Raw genomic sequence first — 16,738 nt, 5'->3', positions numbered from 1 at the left:
TCTCCCCCTTTAAGGGGCTGGGGGAAAATTTGGTTAAAACCCGATGTGGCCAGAGCATTTAACAGCCCTGCTCTAAAGGTGGTGACTGAATAAACTGACAGCCTGATTGTTCAGACACCAGGGAACGCCCAATTTTAATAGGCATCGGCCCGAGACGAATACTTCTCAAAAATCAAATTTATGGCCTGTTTAATTTTATTCTGGTCGCGATCAAACCCATTCGTGTTTGTCAGACCTGAAGCCAGACCACGCCATACGACCTGCCCAGTTTTAGTTTCTACAAGGTTGATGATAAGACTTCCGGCTTTCACCTCAAAGGTTGATTCATCGTCGGGTTGACGTACTTCATTGGCTCCAAAATATGTTGTTCCATAGCCAGTATAGCCTTTGATCGAAACGGGCTTCTCAAACACCCGAAAATTGACCAGAAGATCGGGATGTTGCCGAGTGTATTTATAGCCCCGGCCATCCATCGCAAACCGAACGGCATTTCGAATCCTATCTTTTAATTCCAGGTCATTCAAAAAATAAAACCCCGGATCGAGTTTGCTATCCACCTGGGAGGCCCAGCCATAAGTCTTGTACTTACTGAAATCGATATTGAGTTTTTTGTCGGCTTCCACCGTTACGTCCTGAGCCCAAAGCGAGCTGGCTGTCAATAGCAGAGTTGTGGCAATAAGTAGTGCTTTCATACGTGTTGAGTTTAATTGTTCAGTGGCAAAGCTCCTGATTTGGATTTAGAGCCTACTTAAAGTCTTCTTAGAATTAGCTTAGAAACAGCTAATTAGATCCTCCATGAGTCTTTTCTGAGCCTTTTGCTGGGCGGACATGTACGAAAATTGATCAAAAAGAAACGGTGACTCCCTTACTGGCGGAAGCCACCGTTTACTCTTATCTCCTGGTCCTTAACCATTCGTTTAGGTCCAGGTCGGATTGTCTTTGTCTGATTTATCGTCCAGGTTTCGATTGGGGTTTATTGTAGATCATTTTCACCTGGCTCATCCGACCCAGGCAAATGACTATTTCCCAATTCGTCATTCTGTAGCTTCTGCATGGCTACATCCTCAGCCGGTAATTCGTTACTGACCCCACTGTGACCTTCTGCCGACTGGTTTTCCAGGCCATCGGGTGAACTGGCTTTTTTCGCCCGGATAATGTTTTCTTCATTCTGCGTTTTCATACTGTTTACCAGGTTTAAAGCTGGCTGAGCTAACCGCTAAAAATCGCTCCTATGGACCGAAGCAGCTTCCTCAACCAGTTTCGAAAACTCTCCTTATTGTTTAGTTGTTAAAATGATCTGCCCTTCTGGATTTGTGATATCAGCCTTATCTTCAGCCGTAATAAAGATTTCATTCGGCTTGGCTACCGATGTGGTAGTCAGTTCTGCATCAAGTGTTTTGCCAGATGGCATTAACTGGCCTAGCTTTCGGACGACCGAGTTATCTGATTCCATCCAGACCAGATATAGGTTTCTGGCAGGAGTGAGTTTCTGGGGATCAGCCAGATTGGACACCCTAAGGTGTGTTAAGTAATTCTTGTTTTCGTCTTTCGTTACATCTATCTTGCCATTCGCGGCCGGAACAATGGTAGAGGTAACAAAACTCATTTTAGGTGTACAGGCGTTAAGCATTCCAGCCATAATCAGTCCTGTTGCGATATGTTTGATTGTTTTCATTTCGTTGAGATTTATATATTGATTTATTGAAACCTGGTTTACGTTTTCAGTTCCAGCCGGTCTTTTACATAAAGTTCCTCGACACAAACCAGCAGTACAGCAATTAACGGGGAAGCAAATAATACACCGACCAGCCCGACTAAAACCCCAAGTAAGACCTGTCCAAAGAGCAACAGCGCTGGTGGAACCGACACAAACCGCTTGTCGAGCATAGGGGTCAGGATGTAACCTTCCAGCGATTGAACCCCCATATAGAGCGCCATCACATACAGTAGGTAATTCGTGCCCTGTGGCATAGCAACCAGCAAGGCGGGTACCAACGCAATGTAAGGTCCCAGATTCGGGATAAAATTCAGCACACCAGCCATGATTCCCAATACAATAGCAAATGGGATTCCTAACAAGGCCAGTCCAACACCAGTAACTAACCCAACCACTGTCATTGTAATGGTGCGGCTTATAAACCAATTTTTTAGCGTTGTATAGCACTGGTCCATCACGCCCAGCAGCCGGCCGCGATACGATGGACTAAACAACCGAACGAAGCCACGGCGGTAATTGTCGGGGGCAGAGGCCAGATAAATACCCGCAATCACTACAATCAGCACGTTGGCCAGTCCACCGAGCGTTCCGGAAACTACACCGGTTATCTGCGATAATACCCCACGCCCCGGTCCGCCTGCACTCAGCAGCTGACCGGGTTGGTCTGGGATACCTTCCAGCACCTTTCGCCCTAATTCGGTCTGCGAGAGGTTATCTCTAAGCCGAATCACTGACTGCGGCAATGATTTGGCCAATTCGTCGGCCTGTCGACTAACCGTTGGAGCCAGTGCCCAGATTGTACCACCTATAAGCACTACCAGTATTATCATAACCAGGCCCACCGACAGGCTATACGATAAAGACACGTTTCGTCTAACAAAGTGGCTTAAGCCGCTGATGACAACGGCAACCGTAATGCTTCCAAAAACCAGAAAGAAAAAGCTGGCAGCATAGCCTATAAGCCCAAAAAGAGCAACTAGCAGCAGGGCAATAAACGTGGCCGTAACCACACGACGAGAAAAGGTAAGTGTCCGTTTCATGATAGTTCTGGGATTGTTCTACACTGATCACCCACCTGTATCTGATCGTGCACATTTTCCAAACTGGCTGCTGCCTTTCCTAGAGCCGAACTGCTGGTTCGTCTGATCGCGTGTAACCGTCCGCATGGCATCAACGGGGATCATCAAATTGCCAGACGGCAGCGTAAGAACGCAAGACTTATGGAGAAACAGACTTCCTACTGAGCATTCAGTGAATCAGGCAAAATAGGCGAAGGTTTGTAAAACATAACCAGCGTTCCTAAACGACTATTAGGGCCATTAACAGGCGCCGATAGCTCATAGAGCTGTTTATTACTGAAATAAACAGCCTGTTGTTCAAGCAAGTAAGCTGGGTAACGACTGGCAAAAGCAATTCCCTGATTTTTCTTATTGGTTGACATGGTGACGTTTCCGGCCGGATCGACCAGTAGCACTTCCTGAACTCCCCGATCTTTAACCAGCGTATTGAAATACTCGTTGATTTCGCCCGATTTGTTCTGCAACATGGCATTACGAATAGCCCATACGAACGTTTTCATACCGAACTGAAGTTGCTGGCGGTCGCTGATCAATTGATTTTCCTGTACTACTGTCTGCAACTGCGTACGCTGGCGTATAGTCTCCTGGTTCAACTGAACATTTCGGTACAGTAAATACCCTATTCCAAGCGCCAGAAGAACAACAATCCCATACAGGAGCAGGGTTATTCTGGAGACTGACGTTGCTTTTTCCTGAGTTACATGCGTATTGATAGCCATAATTCACGTGGTTAGGTTAAACATGTATAGCCCAACAGAGCTACTTTTCAGCCGTTTTATTGGCTGGTTATTAACTTAACAAACGCCGTAAAAATTAGGCAAAGCTTAGGCTACGCTTAGAATCTGGTTAGAAAGTAAGCTGGAGAGGAGTAATCCCTGTAGATTTTTCAACTAGGCACTTTCTTTGCCGGAAGTACCTTTAAGCCCACGTTTTCATCAAAATAGCATACAGACTGTGTACCTGTTGTTTTTCATAATCAGTAGCCAGTGTCTGATCAGCATACTGAACTAGCAGATCGGCCTGTTCGCGCAGGACTGGCTTGCTGTCTTCGGAGCAAACCGCTTCATTGACCAGCGCAAGTGCCCTCAGCAACCGACGTAATACGGCATGGTTACCCCTGGCATTGATACGGGGTAGATCAAAAGCCAGACGGATGTAATCTGCAAAGTCCGCACTGCGAACCAACACCCGCAAATGCTGTCCGTCGGAACGTAACCGGGCCGGAAACTCGCGCTGAGCCAGATGCTCACAGATTGCTCCCAGGTAGTCGATGGCCATAATAGCCGTAGTGGTATCATTAATACCCGGAGAAAGGGCTTTTAACGCAATGTCGACTAGTTGTTGAATACCAAAAGCTACGTCCTGTTCTACATTGCGATGCCTTCCTATGCTAATATACTCCATCAGGCTATCAGGCCAGTCTGCTTCCATAGGATCAGGGCGTTCCATCCCACTACGTACGGAAAAGAGTACAGTACCCTCCCCCACAAAAGCACCCATTTCTTTTTCGACACGCAAAACAACCCGATTGCTGATCGCCCAGTTGAGCAGCCCATCGGTATTAATCAGTTGAAGATAGCCCGATTTGTTTGTCGGTACCGGATGCCAGCCCGTCTGTTCATCGGCATACTGGAGTGCCGCTTCCGCTTTCTTCGGATCATCGATGGGTTCACCAAGCTGATCAGGGAACAAATCAGCAATGGCTTTAGTCGTTTCGTGGAAAATATGTTGGACGATGGTTCCGGTCTGGAGTGATTCAGCAATATGATGAATAAAAAAGATTAGCGCTGCCACACCCCCCAGTGCTAGTATAAGTCCTGTCAAGACGGCAGTGGATGGCACGAACTTAACTTCGTCTGTACCACGAATGGTGCCCAGTACGATCAGGCAATAGGCAAATACACCCACAAAATAACCCATCACGAACTGATTGACCCGGTCACGCATGAAGTTACGTAATACGCGGGGAGAATATTGGCTACTAACCTGTGAAATGGTCGATAAGGTTAGGGAAAAAGCCAGCGTCGCTACCGTCAGCATGGAACCGGCAATGGCTGCCAGCATACCTCTTGCCCCATCAGCACCTGTGCCGAACAGAAGTGGAAATCGCTTTTCGCCCTGCCAACTCGTGTGGGCATCAAACTCAACCAAACCATACGCCAATCCAAAAGAAGCAAGTAACAGTAAGCCCGGTAGGAACCAAAGCGATTCACGAAGTTGCTGCCAATAATGGACAAAGCGGGTAGGCATGAATTGATGGTTTAAGGATATAGACCAAACCAGCCAGCGGACGAATAGTTATCCTATTTCCCGGCTAATAGGTAGACGAACCATTGATTTCCAGCCTATTGCCCCTGCAACTAGTTACTAATCAACTTCCGTTTGCCATTAAACCCACAAGAAAACGAAGCCAGCTATACCCTGATACATCGATTCAGATGCCCAGGCTCATCAGCTAACTTTTAAGGCAGCCAGACTCACATCCACAATATCGTCGAACATGCGTTTATCCGTATCAAATTTGACGGTAACGCGTAACCCGTTCAGGGCGTTAAAAACAAACCTCGCTAACGACTGAGCCGAGTGTTTCGTAGAAAATAAGCCCCGCTCCTGCCCTATGGCTATGGCCTGCGTAATGGCCTTTTCTGTATCGACCATAATTCCATACACAATCGATGCGATTTCTGGGTCTGTGGGGGCCATCTCTACGGCCGAATTAACCATAAAGCACCCTTTTGAACAGGTATCATTCAGGGCATCATCTTTGACCGTGGTAAATACATCCCGGATATATTGCTCCATATCGCTGGCCGACTCCAGCCCGTTGAGTACGGGATCGATCCGCTCTTCCCGGTATAATTTCAGGGCTTTTACAAACAGCGAATGTTTGTCGCCAAACGTATCGTACAAGCTCGAACGGCTGATGTTCAGCCCGTCTACTAAATCCTGCGCCGACGTGGCGTTATATCCCTTTTCCCAAAACAAATTCATGGCTTTGTTCAGGATAAGCGCTTCGTCAAACAATTTTGTTCTTGCCATAAAAAACCTTTGTGAAGAGGATTTCCTTCACAAAGGTAGAACATTGGAATGGTCGTTCCAGTTTATGACAAAAAAAATTTACACTCTAAACGGCTCATTTACAGAAGCCGCTCCGTCAATCACGTACTCGCTGCCCGAAATAAAGGAAGCATCATCGGAAGCCAGGAAAACCGCCAGCTTTGCCACTTCGGCTGGATGACCATAGCGTTTAAACGGCATTTTGTTTTTGGTAAACGCAATCATGTCCGCCGTAAAAGCCCCGTTTCCTTTATGGAAGATCTCGGTTTCGGTCATGGCTGGGGCAATGGTATTGACCCGAATTTTTCGGGGGGCCAGCTCGATGGCAGCCGTTCGGCTGTACGCGGTGAGTGCGGCTTTGCTGGCTGCGTATACCGCCGTTCCCATACCAACGACAAACGCACTAACGGAGGTGACATTAATAACGGAAGCGCCTTCGGCCAGGATGGGGATAAACTTCTCTATGGTGAAAATGGCCCCTTTCAGGTTGATATTCGAGATATAGTCGAAGCCCTTTTCGGTAATCTGTCCTACTGGCTCCATAAAATTAACCCCGGCGTTGACGACCAGTACATCGACCCGACCATACCGTGCCTTTACCGTTTCGACCAGTGCTTCTGTATCGCTAATGCTGGACGCGTCCGAACGAATACCGATGGCCTTATCGCCTAGTTTTTTTACCGCTTCATCAATGGCCTGCTGGTTTCGTCCGGTGATAATGACGCTGGCCCCTTCTGCAATAAATTGTTGGGCGGTAGCAAAACCAATCCCCGAATTTCCGCCGGTAATCACGGCGATCTTATTACTCAGTCTACTCATTTTTTCGTCAATTTAGATTCAATACTGGAACAATCGTTCCGCAAACATAAACATAACGGAACGATTGTTCCAAATAAATTTAAAAAAATCGACTGTTTAACATTTCCTTAATCGAGTCATAATTAGATTTTGTCATCCCGACGGAGGAGGGATCTCCGGGTGAGCTTATTAAGCCGTCAATCTCCGAAAATCCCTCCTCCGTCGGGATGACAAAAAAGCTATTAAATAGACAGGTTCAAATTATGGGCACATCCGGTAGGCTCTTACCTATGAGTAGTGAATTTTCAATTTATCCAATTATCTTTACAACTAAGATATTTAGACAATAAGATATAAATGACTAACGATGCTGTTAAAACCACAAGAAAACTTAGCCAGCTATATGCCTACACCTCCATTCAGATGCACGAAGCCGTGGCCCGTAAAGCTGGAATTTCGGGTACGGATCATAAATACCTCGGCTTCCTGATCGAGAAAGGGCAAATGACCGCGGGTGAACTGGCCACGTTGACGGGTCTGACAACGGGAGCCGTGACGGGCTTAATCGACCGATTTGAAAAGAAAGGACTGGTAAGCCGCCGATTTGCCCCCGACGACCGACGGAAGGTCTTTATTGCGCCAAACACCGAAGCGATCATGGCGTTGCTGGAACCCCTTTACCGAGACTTCCGCAGCCAGTCGCAACAGCTTCTGGCTTCCTTTTCGGACGAGGAGCGCACTATCATTGACACCTACTTTACAAAAGCCATTGCCCTGATGAATGAAATGATTGAATGGTTGAATGATTGACTTGTCGATTGACAGAGTGAAACACATACAGTACTCAATACAATCATTCAACCATTCAATCATTCGACCCTTACATGAACCCTTACACGCTTGATTTTCAATCCATAGACAAAACAAAGCTCAACGTTGTTGGTGGCAAAGGGGCTAATCTGGGAGAGTTGTCCCGGATCACGGGCATAAACGTACCCGCAGGCTTTTGCGTGACGACGGAAGCCTATAATGAGGTTGTGGCGCAGGATGAAACCGTTCATTCACTGCTCAATCAACTGGCGCTGCTGGACATACACAAGCGGAATGAGATCAGTACACTCAGCGCCGAACTCCGCGCGGCTATCGCAGCCATTCCCATTCCCCAGGCTATGGCCGAAGCGATTACGGAACACCTCAAAATGTTTGGTGAACAGGAGGCTTATGCGGTACGGTCCAGCGCCACCGCCGAGGATTTGCCTACCGCTTCCTTTGCCGGTCAGCAGGATACGTATCTGAATATCATCGGAGAAGAAGCTATTTTACGACATATCAGTAAATGCTGGGCATCGCTATTCACGGAGCGGGCCGTAACCTACCGCATTCAGCATGGCTTCGACCACCGCAACGTCCGGCTGGCGGTGGTGGTTCAGAAGATGGTTTTTCCCCAGACAGCGGGCGTTCTGTTTACCGCCGACCCCATTTCAGGTAACCGCAAGGTCGTATCCATCGACGCCAGTTTCGGACTTGGTGAAGCCTTGGTCGCGGGTCTGGTCAATGCCGATACGTATAAAGTGCGCCATGGCGAACTAATTGAAAAGAACGTTTCTACTAAGAAACTGGCTATTTATGCTACCGATACGGGGGGCACAACCGAACAAGCCATTGACGTAGAACAACAAAACCAGCCAGCGCTGAGCGACGAGCAGATTTTGCAGTTAGAACGCATTGGCCGTACGATTGAAACCCATTTCGGCCAGCCGCAGGACATCGAATGGTGTCTGGTGGGTCATTCAGTTTACGTTGTCCAGAGTCGGCCAATCACGACTTTATTTCCCCTCCCGGAAGGAGCCGACGAAGGCCCCCATGTGTATGTATCGGTTGGGCACCAGCAAATGATGACCGATGCCATGAAGCCGTTGGGTATCGCCATGTGGCAACTGACGGCGGGCCGACCGATGCCCACGGCGGGTGGACGGATTTTTGTGGATGTGGTCGATGATCTGGCATCGCCTGTCAAACGACACATGCTTGTCAATGTGCTGGGCAAATCGGACCCGCTCATCAGAGATGCATTTATGACCCTGCTGGAGCGTGGCGATTTCATCAAATCGGTGCCAGAGCAGCCGGAAGCGATTCTAGCCAAAAACCCTCCAGGCCCACCGCCAATCGATTACCAAACCCTGGCCGACTACGATCCGGCTATTGTTTCGGAATTGATCGGGCGCAGTGAATCAGCCATAGCGGAGCTAAAACAGGCTATTCAATCAAAGTCGGGCACAGACCTGCTCGATTTTATTCAGGAAACAACCCAACAGTCGAAACGAGGGGCGGCTGATTCGCAAAGTTTCGGCGTTATCATGACAGGCATGAACGCGGCCTCCTGGCTCAACGAACATATGGAGATGTGGTTGGGTGAAAAAGCCGTAGCCGACACTCTGACGCAATCAGTGCCGAACAACATTACGTCGGAAATGGGACTGGCCTTGCTGGATGTGGCCGATGCCATTCGCCCTTATCCTGACGTAATTGCCTATTTACAACGGGGTAACCTTGCGCAGGAACAAGACGATCATTTCCTGGATGAACTGGCTACGGTGGCCGGTGGACCAGAAGCCCGCAACGCCATCAACATTTTTCTGACCAGATACGGCATGCGCTGTGCCGGAGAAATCGACATTACGAGACCCCGATGGAGTGAGAAACCAGCCACGCTTATTCCGCTGATTCTAAGCAACATCAAAAACTTTGAACCGGGCGAAAGCAGTCGGCGGTTTGAGCGGGGGTTGCGGGAAGCGATGGCCAAAAAACAGGAGATTCTGGCCCGGCTGAAGGAATTACCGGATGGCGACGAGAAAGTGAACGAAACGAGCCGCATGATCGACCTGGTTCGTAACCTGGCCGGGTATCGGGAGTATCCTAAATACGGCATCGTCAGTCGGTATTTCATCTTTAAACAAGCACTGCTAAAGGAAGCCGGGCGACTCGTGCAGGCGGGCGTTCTTCACGAAAAAGAAGACTTGTTTTATCTCAAATTTGACGAACTCCGCGACGTCATCCGCACCCATACGCTGGACTATGACCTGATCAATCAGCGAAAAGACGACTACAAACGCTTTGAAAAACTAACACCTCCACGGGTGATGACATCCGACGGTGAAATCATTACGGGTCAGTACAAACGCGACAATCTCCCGGCTGACGCTATTGTGGGGCTACCCGTTTCGGCGGGCGTGATTGAGGGACGGGCGCGGGTCATTCTGAAGATGGAAGACACCGACCTGGAAGAAGGCGATATTCTCGTTACGCCCTTTACCGACCCGAGCTGGACCCCCCTGTTTGTCGCCATCAAAGGGCTGGTTACTGAAGTCGGTGGCCTGATGACCCACGGAGCCGTTATCGCCCGTGAGTATGGCTTACCCGCCGTTGTGGGCATCGATCAGGCGACGAAGCTGATCAAAGACGGGCAACGAATCCGGCTAAATGGAACCGATGGGTACATTGAAATCCTGTAAACCGGAGTATGCATGCGTTCTTTGTCATCCCGACGCAGGAGGGATCTTCGGATAATCCCATTGAATAACCAGCCCTGAAAATCCCTCCTGCCGCACCGGCGGACCGTTCGGGATGATAAAAAGACATTGATAAAACGTTTTTTTCATTTAATCTGCGCATGCAGCTTCTTATCCGAAAATATGTCCTTGTATCGTATCGTCGGCTGGTAACGGCTGATGATACGATACAACGAATCGTCAATCATGCGAATAATCCGTAAACGCCTTCTTTGCTTCTTGCTTCTATTTTTATCGTCCTTCATCAGTATTGCCCAACAAACAGTCAGTACAAAAGCCGATGATGCAACCAGCCCCTACGACATTCAGGATAGCGTATTGATTACTACCCAGGATGGAGCTAGTCTATCGGTAATGGTTGTCCGAAAGAAAGGCGTAACGCAGCCCCTGCCCGTCGTCCTGCAGTTTACGATTTATGTACGGGATAAAGGACGAGACATGAAGTCGTTGAAAGAGTCGGCCGACCGGGGGTATGTGGGTGTCATTGCCTATACACGCGGAAAACGGTTTAGTCCCAACGCCATTTATCCGTATGAACATGAAGCAACCGACACCTACGACGTGATCGACTGGATTAGCCGACAACCCTGGTGCAACGGCAGCGTCGGTATGTTTGGCGGCAGTTATAACGGTTTCTCCCAGTGGGCAGCCTGCAAAAAACTACACCCCGCCCTTAAAACCATCGTACCGTATGTAGCCAACCGGCCAGGCATGGGCCTACCGATGGAGAACAACGTATTCGTTAATCCTAACTACGAATGGTCGTTCTATGTAGGCAATAACAAATACCTCGATACCTTAGTCGGCAATGACCGGAAGCGGTTCCGAAAAATGATGTTCGACTGGTGGCAAAGTGGTGTGGCTTACAACAGGATGGATAGCCTCGACGGAACGCCCAACAAGTGGTTTCAGCGCTGGATCAGTCACCCCGACTTCGACCGCTATTGGCAGGCAATGGCCCCTTACGAACGCGATTTTGCCAGCATAAACATTCCCATTCTGGCTTTTGACGGCTACTATAACGACTCCCAGAATTCGAGTCTGTATTATCTGCGGGAGCTTCAGAAGTATGCCCCCCAAACCCCCTGTTACCTGATCATTGGCCCCTACGGCCATTTTGGAACACAGATTGGTGGCGAGCGCGTAATCAATGGCTATTCGGTCGATTCGGTTGCGTTGTTCGACATAAAAAAAATAACCTATCAGTGGTTCGACCACATCCTGAAACAAGGCCCCAAACCTGAAATGCTGGCCGATACAATCAATTACGAAGTGATGGGTGCCAATAGCTGGCGTAGTGCGCCTTCACTCGACAAGATGCACAATGGCTACTTAACCTTTTACCTGACCGACCAGAAAACGGGCGATTTTTATGCCTTACGCCCTACGAAGTCAGCTAAAACGGGCTATTTGTCGCAGCAGGTTGATTTCGCAGACCGGCAAACCAGCACTAACAACTACTACCCCGACCCCATTTCGCGGAAAGAGATCGACACCAGCAATGGGTTTGTTTTCGTCAGTGAACCCCTGTCGGAGTCGATGCTCATCAATGGCTCTTTTCTGGCCCAATTGACCATCAGCATCAACAAAAAGGATGTAGACCTTGGCGTTACCCTTTACGAACTGACCCCGGCTGGCGATTATTTTCATCTGTCGTATTACATCGGTCGGGCGAGTTATGCAAACGACATCACCAAACGAACCTTGCTGACACCCAATACCCAAACGACCATTGACGTATCAAACACGCACCTGATCAGTAAAAAACTAAGCAAAGGCAGTCGGCTGGTCGTGGCGATCAACGTCAACAAAAACCCCTTTTCGCAACTGAACTATGGCACCGGCAACGACGTAAGCACGGAGTCCATACGGGACGCCAAAGAGCCGCTGCGAATAAACTGGTACACCAACAGCTACATCCGCATACCAGTCTGGCGCTGATGCAACATAGTTTTCACGCATCTGCGATTGTATTACGGGCAAGTCAAGGAACAAACCCAAAATCGACTCAGAAACATTTGCGTAGTCAAATAGCTACACGTATATTTGTAGTCAAATAACTACATAATGAATCTACGACGAGACGTATTTCAGGCTATAGCCGACCCAACCCGGCGGGCAATCCTGCTGCTGGTAGCCTCGCAGGCGATGACAGCCGGTGCCATTGCCGCCAACTTCGACACGGCCCGGCCCACCGTTTCCAAACACCTGCACATTCTTACCGAATGTGAATTACTGCGACAGGAACAGGCCGGCCGGGAAATCTACTATCATTTAAACCCCAAAAAGATGAAAGAAATAGCAGATTTTATCGAGCCGTTCCGCCAGATGTGGGACGACCGATTCAACAAACTGGAAGCCATCCTGAAGAACTATCAAGCCAACCAATAGAAACCACATGGAGCCGAAAACCAAAGTCCATGCCGAAGCGGGCAAACAGGAATTAGTGATCACACGGGAGTTTGACCTGCCGCTCGAACTGCTCTTCAAAGCGCATGTAGAACCCGACCTGGTGGAGCAATGGATGGGGACGAAGGTGCTGAAACTGGAACCTAAAAAACACGGTAGCTGGCAATTCGAAACCACTGATCCCAAAGGCAATAAACACGGCTTCAACGGGGTTTTTCACGAGTTTGTCCCGAACCGGAAAATCACCCGAACCTTCGAAATGGAAAGTGCTCCCTTTGGCGCTCAGCTTGAGTTTCTGGAGTTTAACGAACGCACACCGACTACCAGTCAACTAACGATGCAGGTCCTCTACCGATCCGTCGCGATCAGAGATCAGGTATTACAACTGCCCTTTGCCAAAGGCATCAATATGGCCCATAATCGCTTACAGGACATCGTAAGCAAGTTCATACATCATGACGAAGCGTAATATACTTCCACCCCTGATGTTATGGTACTTCAGACCCGATACCCGAAAACTTAGTTTCGTTAATCACTAACTCCTTATGAACAATAAACAGCAATTATTGCCCGACCAGCAGACAGAACTACTCAACACCTTACACGTGCGTTTTGAGAAGAATCGTAATCGTCATACGGGCCTTGATTGGGCGGCTCTACAGGCAAAGCTGGAAGCAGCTCCCGAAAAACTTTGGTCACTGTATGAAATGGAGCGTACGGGTGGTGAGCCCGATGTGGTCGGTCAGGATGTGGGCACGGGTGAGTACATTTTTTTCGATTGTTCGCCCGAAACCCCTAAAGGTCGCCGGAGTGTTTGCTTTGATCGGGAAGCGTTGGAATCCAGAAAAGAAAACAAACCCGCCAACTCCGCTCTGGATATGGCAGCAGCCATGGGCGTTGGCCTGTTGACAGAAGAGCAATATCGAATGCTACAGACACTCGGAAAGTTCGACCTGAAAACATCGAGCTGGATCGTTACCCCTCTGGCCATCCGAAAGCTGGGCGGGGCACTCTTTTGCGACCGTCGCTACGATACGGTTTTTGTGTACCACAACGGTGCCGAATCCTATTATGGCGTTCGGGGTTTCCGGGGCTCACTTCGGGTTTAGGGCTTAATTAAACCGCAAGGACGCTAAAGACGCTAAGAAGTATCATAACTCTCTTTGCGTCTATAGCGTCCTCGCGGTTTTAGAAAACACGTTTATATTTCTTCCACTAACTCCCGGCAATCGGGCTTCCGAAGATACCGACAGCCAGTTCGATCCAGATCAGCACCAGCGCCAGTAGAATGGCACCGCAGAGTGCGAGCCGGTATTTGGGTTTGCGTACTGTTCGCAAAACCAGCTCACACATCAGCCCCGTAACGAGCAATAACGTACCCGCTACGATAAAATCAAAAAGGTTCCAGTTCACCTCATTCGTAAACTGCATCGCCAGGAAGGGAATCGATAATAGAATCGCCACGGTCAGCAAAATCCCGGTAAGTCTTGTGTTCTGAGTGATCATGTCTGTATTGTTTTAAAGTCTGGAAGCAAATTTACCAAAGAACTTTGTATTACAAAGTAATCGAATTAAAATTTTGAAGTTTCTTCATACCTTCCGATAAATCACTCTCTTTATACCTGTACTTAGTAAGAACATTGTTAATAGATGACCATTCTCGAACCTGTTATAGCCAGACAATAAATAACGTGGTTTTGTCCTGCTGAGGAACGAAGCATCTTCGGTAGTAATAAGGATCTCCCCCCTACCAAAGATGCTTCGTTCCTCAGCAGGACAAAAAACAATAAGTCAAAATATACATTCAACTATTTCAGACAGGCTTGATGCTAACATGCTATAACCAACGGAGAAAATCGCATAGTTGATAGTGGATTATTGCTATTAATTTTGTCTTTTATGCAATCCGTCTGTCATGAACCTTTACCGATTCCTGATTCGATTTACGTTACTGGCTGCTGCAGTGGCATCGCTCTCGCCCGTTTGGGGGCAAACGAATGCCCTGGTCAATACCTCTAAAAGCAAGTTTGCCCGGCTGGAAAGTACCGACCTCAACGCTGTAAAATGGACAACCGGCTTCTGGGCCGACCGTTTTGCGGTTTGCCGCGATTCGATGGTGCCGCATCTGTGGGATACGTATACCAATCCGAATGTAAGTCATGCCTTCCGCAATTTCGAAATAGCCGCCGGTCTGGAATCAGGGAACTTCAAAGGACCATCGTTTCACGACGGGGATTTCTACAAAACGCTGGAGTCGGTGGCGAGTATGTTCGCCCTTACGAACGATAAAAAGCTGGACGAGCAGATGGATAAGGCCATTGCCGTAATCGCCAAAGCGCAGGCCCCCGATGGCTACGTATATACCAAAGCGATCATACAACAGAAGAAAACAGGCGAATCCACGCCGGGCGAATCCACGCCGGGCGAATCCACGCCGGGCGAATCCACGCCGGGCGAATCCACGCCGGGCGAATCCACGCCGGGCGAGAAAAAGATGTCTGATGGGGCGGCCTTCCGCGATAAGCTCAGCTTTGAAGCCTACAACTTCGGCCATCTGATGACGGCTGCCTGTGTGCATTACCGGGCAACGGGCAAAACCTCTCTCCTGAACATTGCGAAAAAAGCCACCGATTTTCTGATCGGTTTTTATCAAACGGCCACACCTGAGCAGGCCCGCAACGCCATTTGTCCGTCACATTACATGGGCATTACCGAAATGTATCGGACCACCCACGACCCACGCTACCTGACACTCGCCAAAAAGCTGATCGACATTCGGGGTATGACCGAAGGCACCGACGATAACTCCGACCGGGTTCCGTTCCGGCAGATGAAAAAAGTAATCGGACATGCTGTTCGGGCCAATTACCTGTTTGCCGGAGCCGCTGATGTCTTTGCCGAAACCGGCGACAGTTCGCTACTAACCACGCTCGATCTGATGTGGAACGATGTCGTAAATCGGAAAATGTATGTAACGGGTGGCTGCGGGGCGCTGTACGATGGGGTTTCGCCCGAAGGAACGTCGTATAAGCCTGATACGGTACAAAAAATTCATCAGGCCTATGGCAAGGCGTATCAGTTACCCAACCATTCGGCCCATAACGAAACCTGCGCCAACATCGGTAACCTGCTCTGGAATTACCGAATGCTTCAGATTACGGGTCAGGCCAAATATGCCGATGTGATGGAACTGGAGTTATACAACGCCATTCTGTCGGGCGTGAACCTGGGTGGTACGACGTTTTTCTACACCAATCCGCTCAGTGCGTCAGATAATTACCCGTATCAGTTGCGCTGGATGGGCGGTCGGCAGCCGTATATCCGGCTCTCGAACTGTTGCCCACCAAACACCGTACGGACGATGGCCGAAGTGAGCAGTTATGCCTACAGCATTTCGGATAAAGGACTGTGGGTAAATCTGTTTGGCGGTAGCCAGTTGACTACCACGCTTAAAGACGGCGCCCCTATTCGCCTGACACAAACAACCAATTACCCCTGGGACGGAGCCATTAGCGTCCAACTGGAACAGGCCCCGGCAAAACCTTTCTCCGTTTTTATCCGGATTCCGGGCTGGTGTCAGGGTGCAACCATCAAGGTCAATGGCGTAACCGTCTCAACGCCTATCCGTTCGGGCGAATATGCCGAGATAAACCGTGTCTGGAAAGCCGGAGACAAAGTTGGTATTAACCTACCAATGCCTGTAAAACTGATCGAATCGAATCCGCTGGTTGAGGAAAACCGTAATCAGGTAGCCGTTAAGCGTGGCCCCCTCGTATACTGTCTGGAATCGGTCGACAATCCGAAAACGAAGCTGACGAGCGTGGCCCTATCGTTGAAAAACACCCTAAAACCTACACCCGTAACGATTGAGAACAGTCCGCTGATGGCACTGGAAGGCAATGCCAGCCTATTGACCGAAAGCAACTGGACTAACCATCTTTATCGGGAAGTCTCTGCCAAAACACCGGCCTCCACCCGTGTGCGACTGATTCCGTACTACGCCTGGGCCAACCGGGGGCATTCGGAAATGGAAGTCTGGATTCCGTTTATTCGATAATCTGAACGGATCAACACACACTCGGGAACATGTTTAGGCCTAAAATTGCTTC

Annotated in this window: 16 protein-coding genes; 7 read left to right on the top strand and 9 right to left on the bottom strand. The window is 49.0% G+C overall.

Annotation, left to right across the window (positions count from 1 at the left end):
- Positions 1–134: 134 nt before the first annotated feature.
- The 8 genes from B5M13_RS11640 to B5M13_RS11605 form a co-directional block, all read right to left on the bottom strand.
- A complete protein-coding gene (locus B5M13_RS11640) occupies positions 135–692 on the bottom strand; it encodes a DUF4136 domain-containing protein (RefSeq protein ID WP_080055831.1) in 558 nt (185 codons plus the stop codon).
- 281 nt (positions 693–973) lie between these two features.
- A complete protein-coding gene (locus B5M13_RS11635) occupies positions 974–1,180 on the bottom strand; it encodes a hypothetical protein (protein ID WP_245859959.1) in 207 nt (68 codons plus the stop codon).
- 93 nt (positions 1,181–1,273) lie between these two features.
- Positions 1,274–1,675 carry a hypothetical protein gene (locus tag B5M13_RS11630; protein WP_080055830.1) on the bottom strand — a complete coding sequence of 134 codons (402 nt, stop codon included), beginning with the start codon at positions 1,673–1,675 and terminating at the stop codon, positions 1,274–1,276.
- 38 nt (positions 1,676–1,713) lie between these two features.
- Positions 1,714–2,757, bottom strand: a complete 1,044-nt coding sequence (locus tag B5M13_RS11625; RefSeq protein WP_080055829.1) for an AI-2E family transporter — start codon at positions 2,755–2,757, stop codon at positions 1,714–1,716.
- A 197-nt stretch (positions 2,758–2,954) separates the two neighbouring features.
- A complete protein-coding gene (locus tag B5M13_RS11620; protein ID WP_080055828.1) occupies positions 2,955–3,515 on the bottom strand; it encodes a hypothetical protein in 561 nt (186 codons plus the stop codon).
- Positions 3,516–3,714: 199 nt separating this feature from the next.
- Positions 3,715–5,046, bottom strand: coding sequence for a DUF2254 domain-containing protein (locus tag B5M13_RS11615; protein WP_080055827.1), 1,332 nt, complete (start codon positions 5,044–5,046; stop codon positions 3,715–3,717).
- A gap of 201 nt (positions 5,047–5,247) precedes the next feature.
- The gene (locus B5M13_RS11610; RefSeq protein ID WP_080055826.1) at positions 5,248–5,835 is read right to left on the bottom strand and encodes a TetR/AcrR family transcriptional regulator; all 588 of its coding nucleotides are present in this window, start codon (positions 5,833–5,835) and stop codon (positions 5,248–5,250) included.
- A 78-nt stretch (positions 5,836–5,913) separates the two neighbouring features.
- Positions 5,914–6,672, bottom strand: a complete 759-nt coding sequence (locus B5M13_RS11605; RefSeq protein ID WP_080055825.1) for a glucose 1-dehydrogenase — start codon at positions 6,670–6,672, stop codon at positions 5,914–5,916.
- Between the two features lie 336 nt (positions 6,673–7,008).
- Between B5M13_RS11605 and B5M13_RS11600 the strand changes: the two genes are divergently transcribed.
- The 6 genes from B5M13_RS11600 (at position 7,009) to B5M13_RS11575 (ending at position 13,738) form a co-directional block, all read left to right on the top strand.
- Positions 7,009–7,461, top strand: coding sequence for a MarR family winged helix-turn-helix transcriptional regulator (locus B5M13_RS11600; protein ID WP_080055824.1), 453 nt, complete (start codon positions 7,009–7,011; stop codon positions 7,459–7,461).
- 74 nt (positions 7,462–7,535) lie between these two features.
- Positions 7,536–10,163, top strand: coding sequence for a phosphoenolpyruvate synthase (ppsA, locus tag B5M13_RS11595; RefSeq protein WP_080055823.1), 2,628 nt, complete (start codon positions 7,536–7,538; stop codon positions 10,161–10,163).
- Positions 10,164–10,439: 276 nt separating this feature from the next.
- Positions 10,440–12,161: a CocE/NonD family hydrolase gene (locus tag B5M13_RS11590; protein ID WP_245859956.1), complete on the top strand. Its 1,722-nt coding sequence runs from the start codon at positions 10,440–10,442 to the stop codon at positions 12,159–12,161.
- Between the two features lie 126 nt (positions 12,162–12,287).
- Positions 12,288–12,611: an ArsR/SmtB family transcription factor gene (locus B5M13_RS11585; protein ID WP_080055822.1), complete on the top strand. Its 324-nt coding sequence runs from the start codon at positions 12,288–12,290 to the stop codon at positions 12,609–12,611.
- Between the two features lie 7 nt (positions 12,612–12,618).
- Positions 12,619–13,098, top strand: a complete 480-nt coding sequence (locus tag B5M13_RS11580) for an SRPBCC domain-containing protein (protein WP_080055821.1) — start codon at positions 12,619–12,621, stop codon at positions 13,096–13,098.
- Positions 13,099–13,174: 76 nt separating this feature from the next.
- Positions 13,175–13,738, top strand: coding sequence for a DUF4256 domain-containing protein (locus B5M13_RS11575; protein WP_080055820.1), 564 nt, complete (start codon positions 13,175–13,177; stop codon positions 13,736–13,738).
- Positions 13,739–13,844: 106 nt separating this feature from the next.
- Here the strand turns inward: B5M13_RS11575 and B5M13_RS11570 are convergent, their stop codons facing one another.
- Entirely contained in the window at positions 13,845–14,135 is a 291-nt protein-coding gene (locus B5M13_RS11570; protein WP_080055819.1) for a hypothetical protein, read from the bottom strand.
- Between the two features lie 409 nt (positions 14,136–14,544).
- Here B5M13_RS11570 and B5M13_RS11565 point away from each other — a divergent pair, with 409 nt between their 5' ends.
- Positions 14,545–16,686, top strand: a complete 2,142-nt coding sequence (locus B5M13_RS11565; RefSeq protein ID WP_080055818.1) for an aceric acid hydrolase — start codon at positions 14,545–14,547, stop codon at positions 16,684–16,686.
- Positions 16,687–16,738: the final 52 nt, after the last annotated feature.

It is taken from the genome of Spirosoma aerolatum, assembly GCF_002056795.1.
Taxonomy (GTDB): Bacteria; Bacteroidota; Bacteroidia; order Cytophagales; family Spirosomataceae; genus Spirosoma; species Spirosoma aerolatum.
Note: the sequence above shows the minus strand (reverse complement) of the source record. Positions and strands in the feature narration are given on the sequence as shown.

Bases quoted from the DNA above. Each gene is read 5' to 3' on its own strand.
- B5M13_RS11625 (WP_080055829.1), bottom strand. From the start codon at position 2,757: ATGAAACGGACACTTACCTTTTCTCGTCGTGTGGTTACGGCCACGTTT.
- ppsA (WP_080055823.1), top strand. From the start codon at position 7,536: ATGAACCCTTACACGCTTGATTTTCAATCCATAGACAAAACAAAGCTC.
- B5M13_RS11630 (WP_080055830.1), bottom strand. From the start codon at position 1,675: ATGAAAACAATCAAACATATCGCAACAGGACTGATTATGGCTGGAATG.
- B5M13_RS11580 (WP_080055821.1), top strand. From the start codon at position 12,619: ATGGAGCCGAAAACCAAAGTCCATGCCGAAGCGGGCAAACAGGAATTA.
- B5M13_RS11615 (WP_080055827.1), bottom strand. From the start codon at position 5,046: ATGCCTACCCGCTTTGTCCATTATTGGCAGCAACTTCGTGAATCGCTT.
- B5M13_RS11640 (WP_080055831.1), bottom strand. From the start codon at position 692: ATGAAAGCACTACTTATTGCCACAACTCTGCTATTGACAGCCAGCTCG.
- B5M13_RS11605 (WP_080055825.1), bottom strand. From the start codon at position 6,672: ATGAGTAGACTGAGTAATAAGATCGCCGTGATTACCGGCGGAAATTCG.
- B5M13_RS11635 (WP_245859959.1), bottom strand. From the start codon at position 1,180: ATGAAAACGCAGAATGAAGAAAACATTATCCGGGCGAAAAAAGCCAGT.
- B5M13_RS11575 (WP_080055820.1), top strand. From the start codon at position 13,175: ATGAACAATAAACAGCAATTATTGCCCGACCAGCAGACAGAACTACTC.
- B5M13_RS11585 (WP_080055822.1), top strand. From the start codon at position 12,288: ATGAATCTACGACGAGACGTATTTCAGGCTATAGCCGACCCAACCCGG.
- B5M13_RS11600 (WP_080055824.1), top strand. From the start codon at position 7,009: ATGACTAACGATGCTGTTAAAACCACAAGAAAACTTAGCCAGCTATAT.
- B5M13_RS11565 (WP_080055818.1), top strand. From the start codon at position 14,545: ATGAACCTTTACCGATTCCTGATTCGATTTACGTTACTGGCTGCTGCA.
- B5M13_RS11620 (WP_080055828.1), bottom strand. From the start codon at position 3,515: ATGGCTATCAATACGCATGTAACTCAGGAAAAAGCAACGTCAGTCTCC.
- B5M13_RS11610 (WP_080055826.1), bottom strand. From the start codon at position 5,835: ATGGCAAGAACAAAATTGTTTGACGAAGCGCTTATCCTGAACAAAGCC.
- B5M13_RS11570 (WP_080055819.1), bottom strand. From the start codon at position 14,135: ATGATCACTCAGAACACAAGACTTACCGGGATTTTGCTGACCGTGGCG.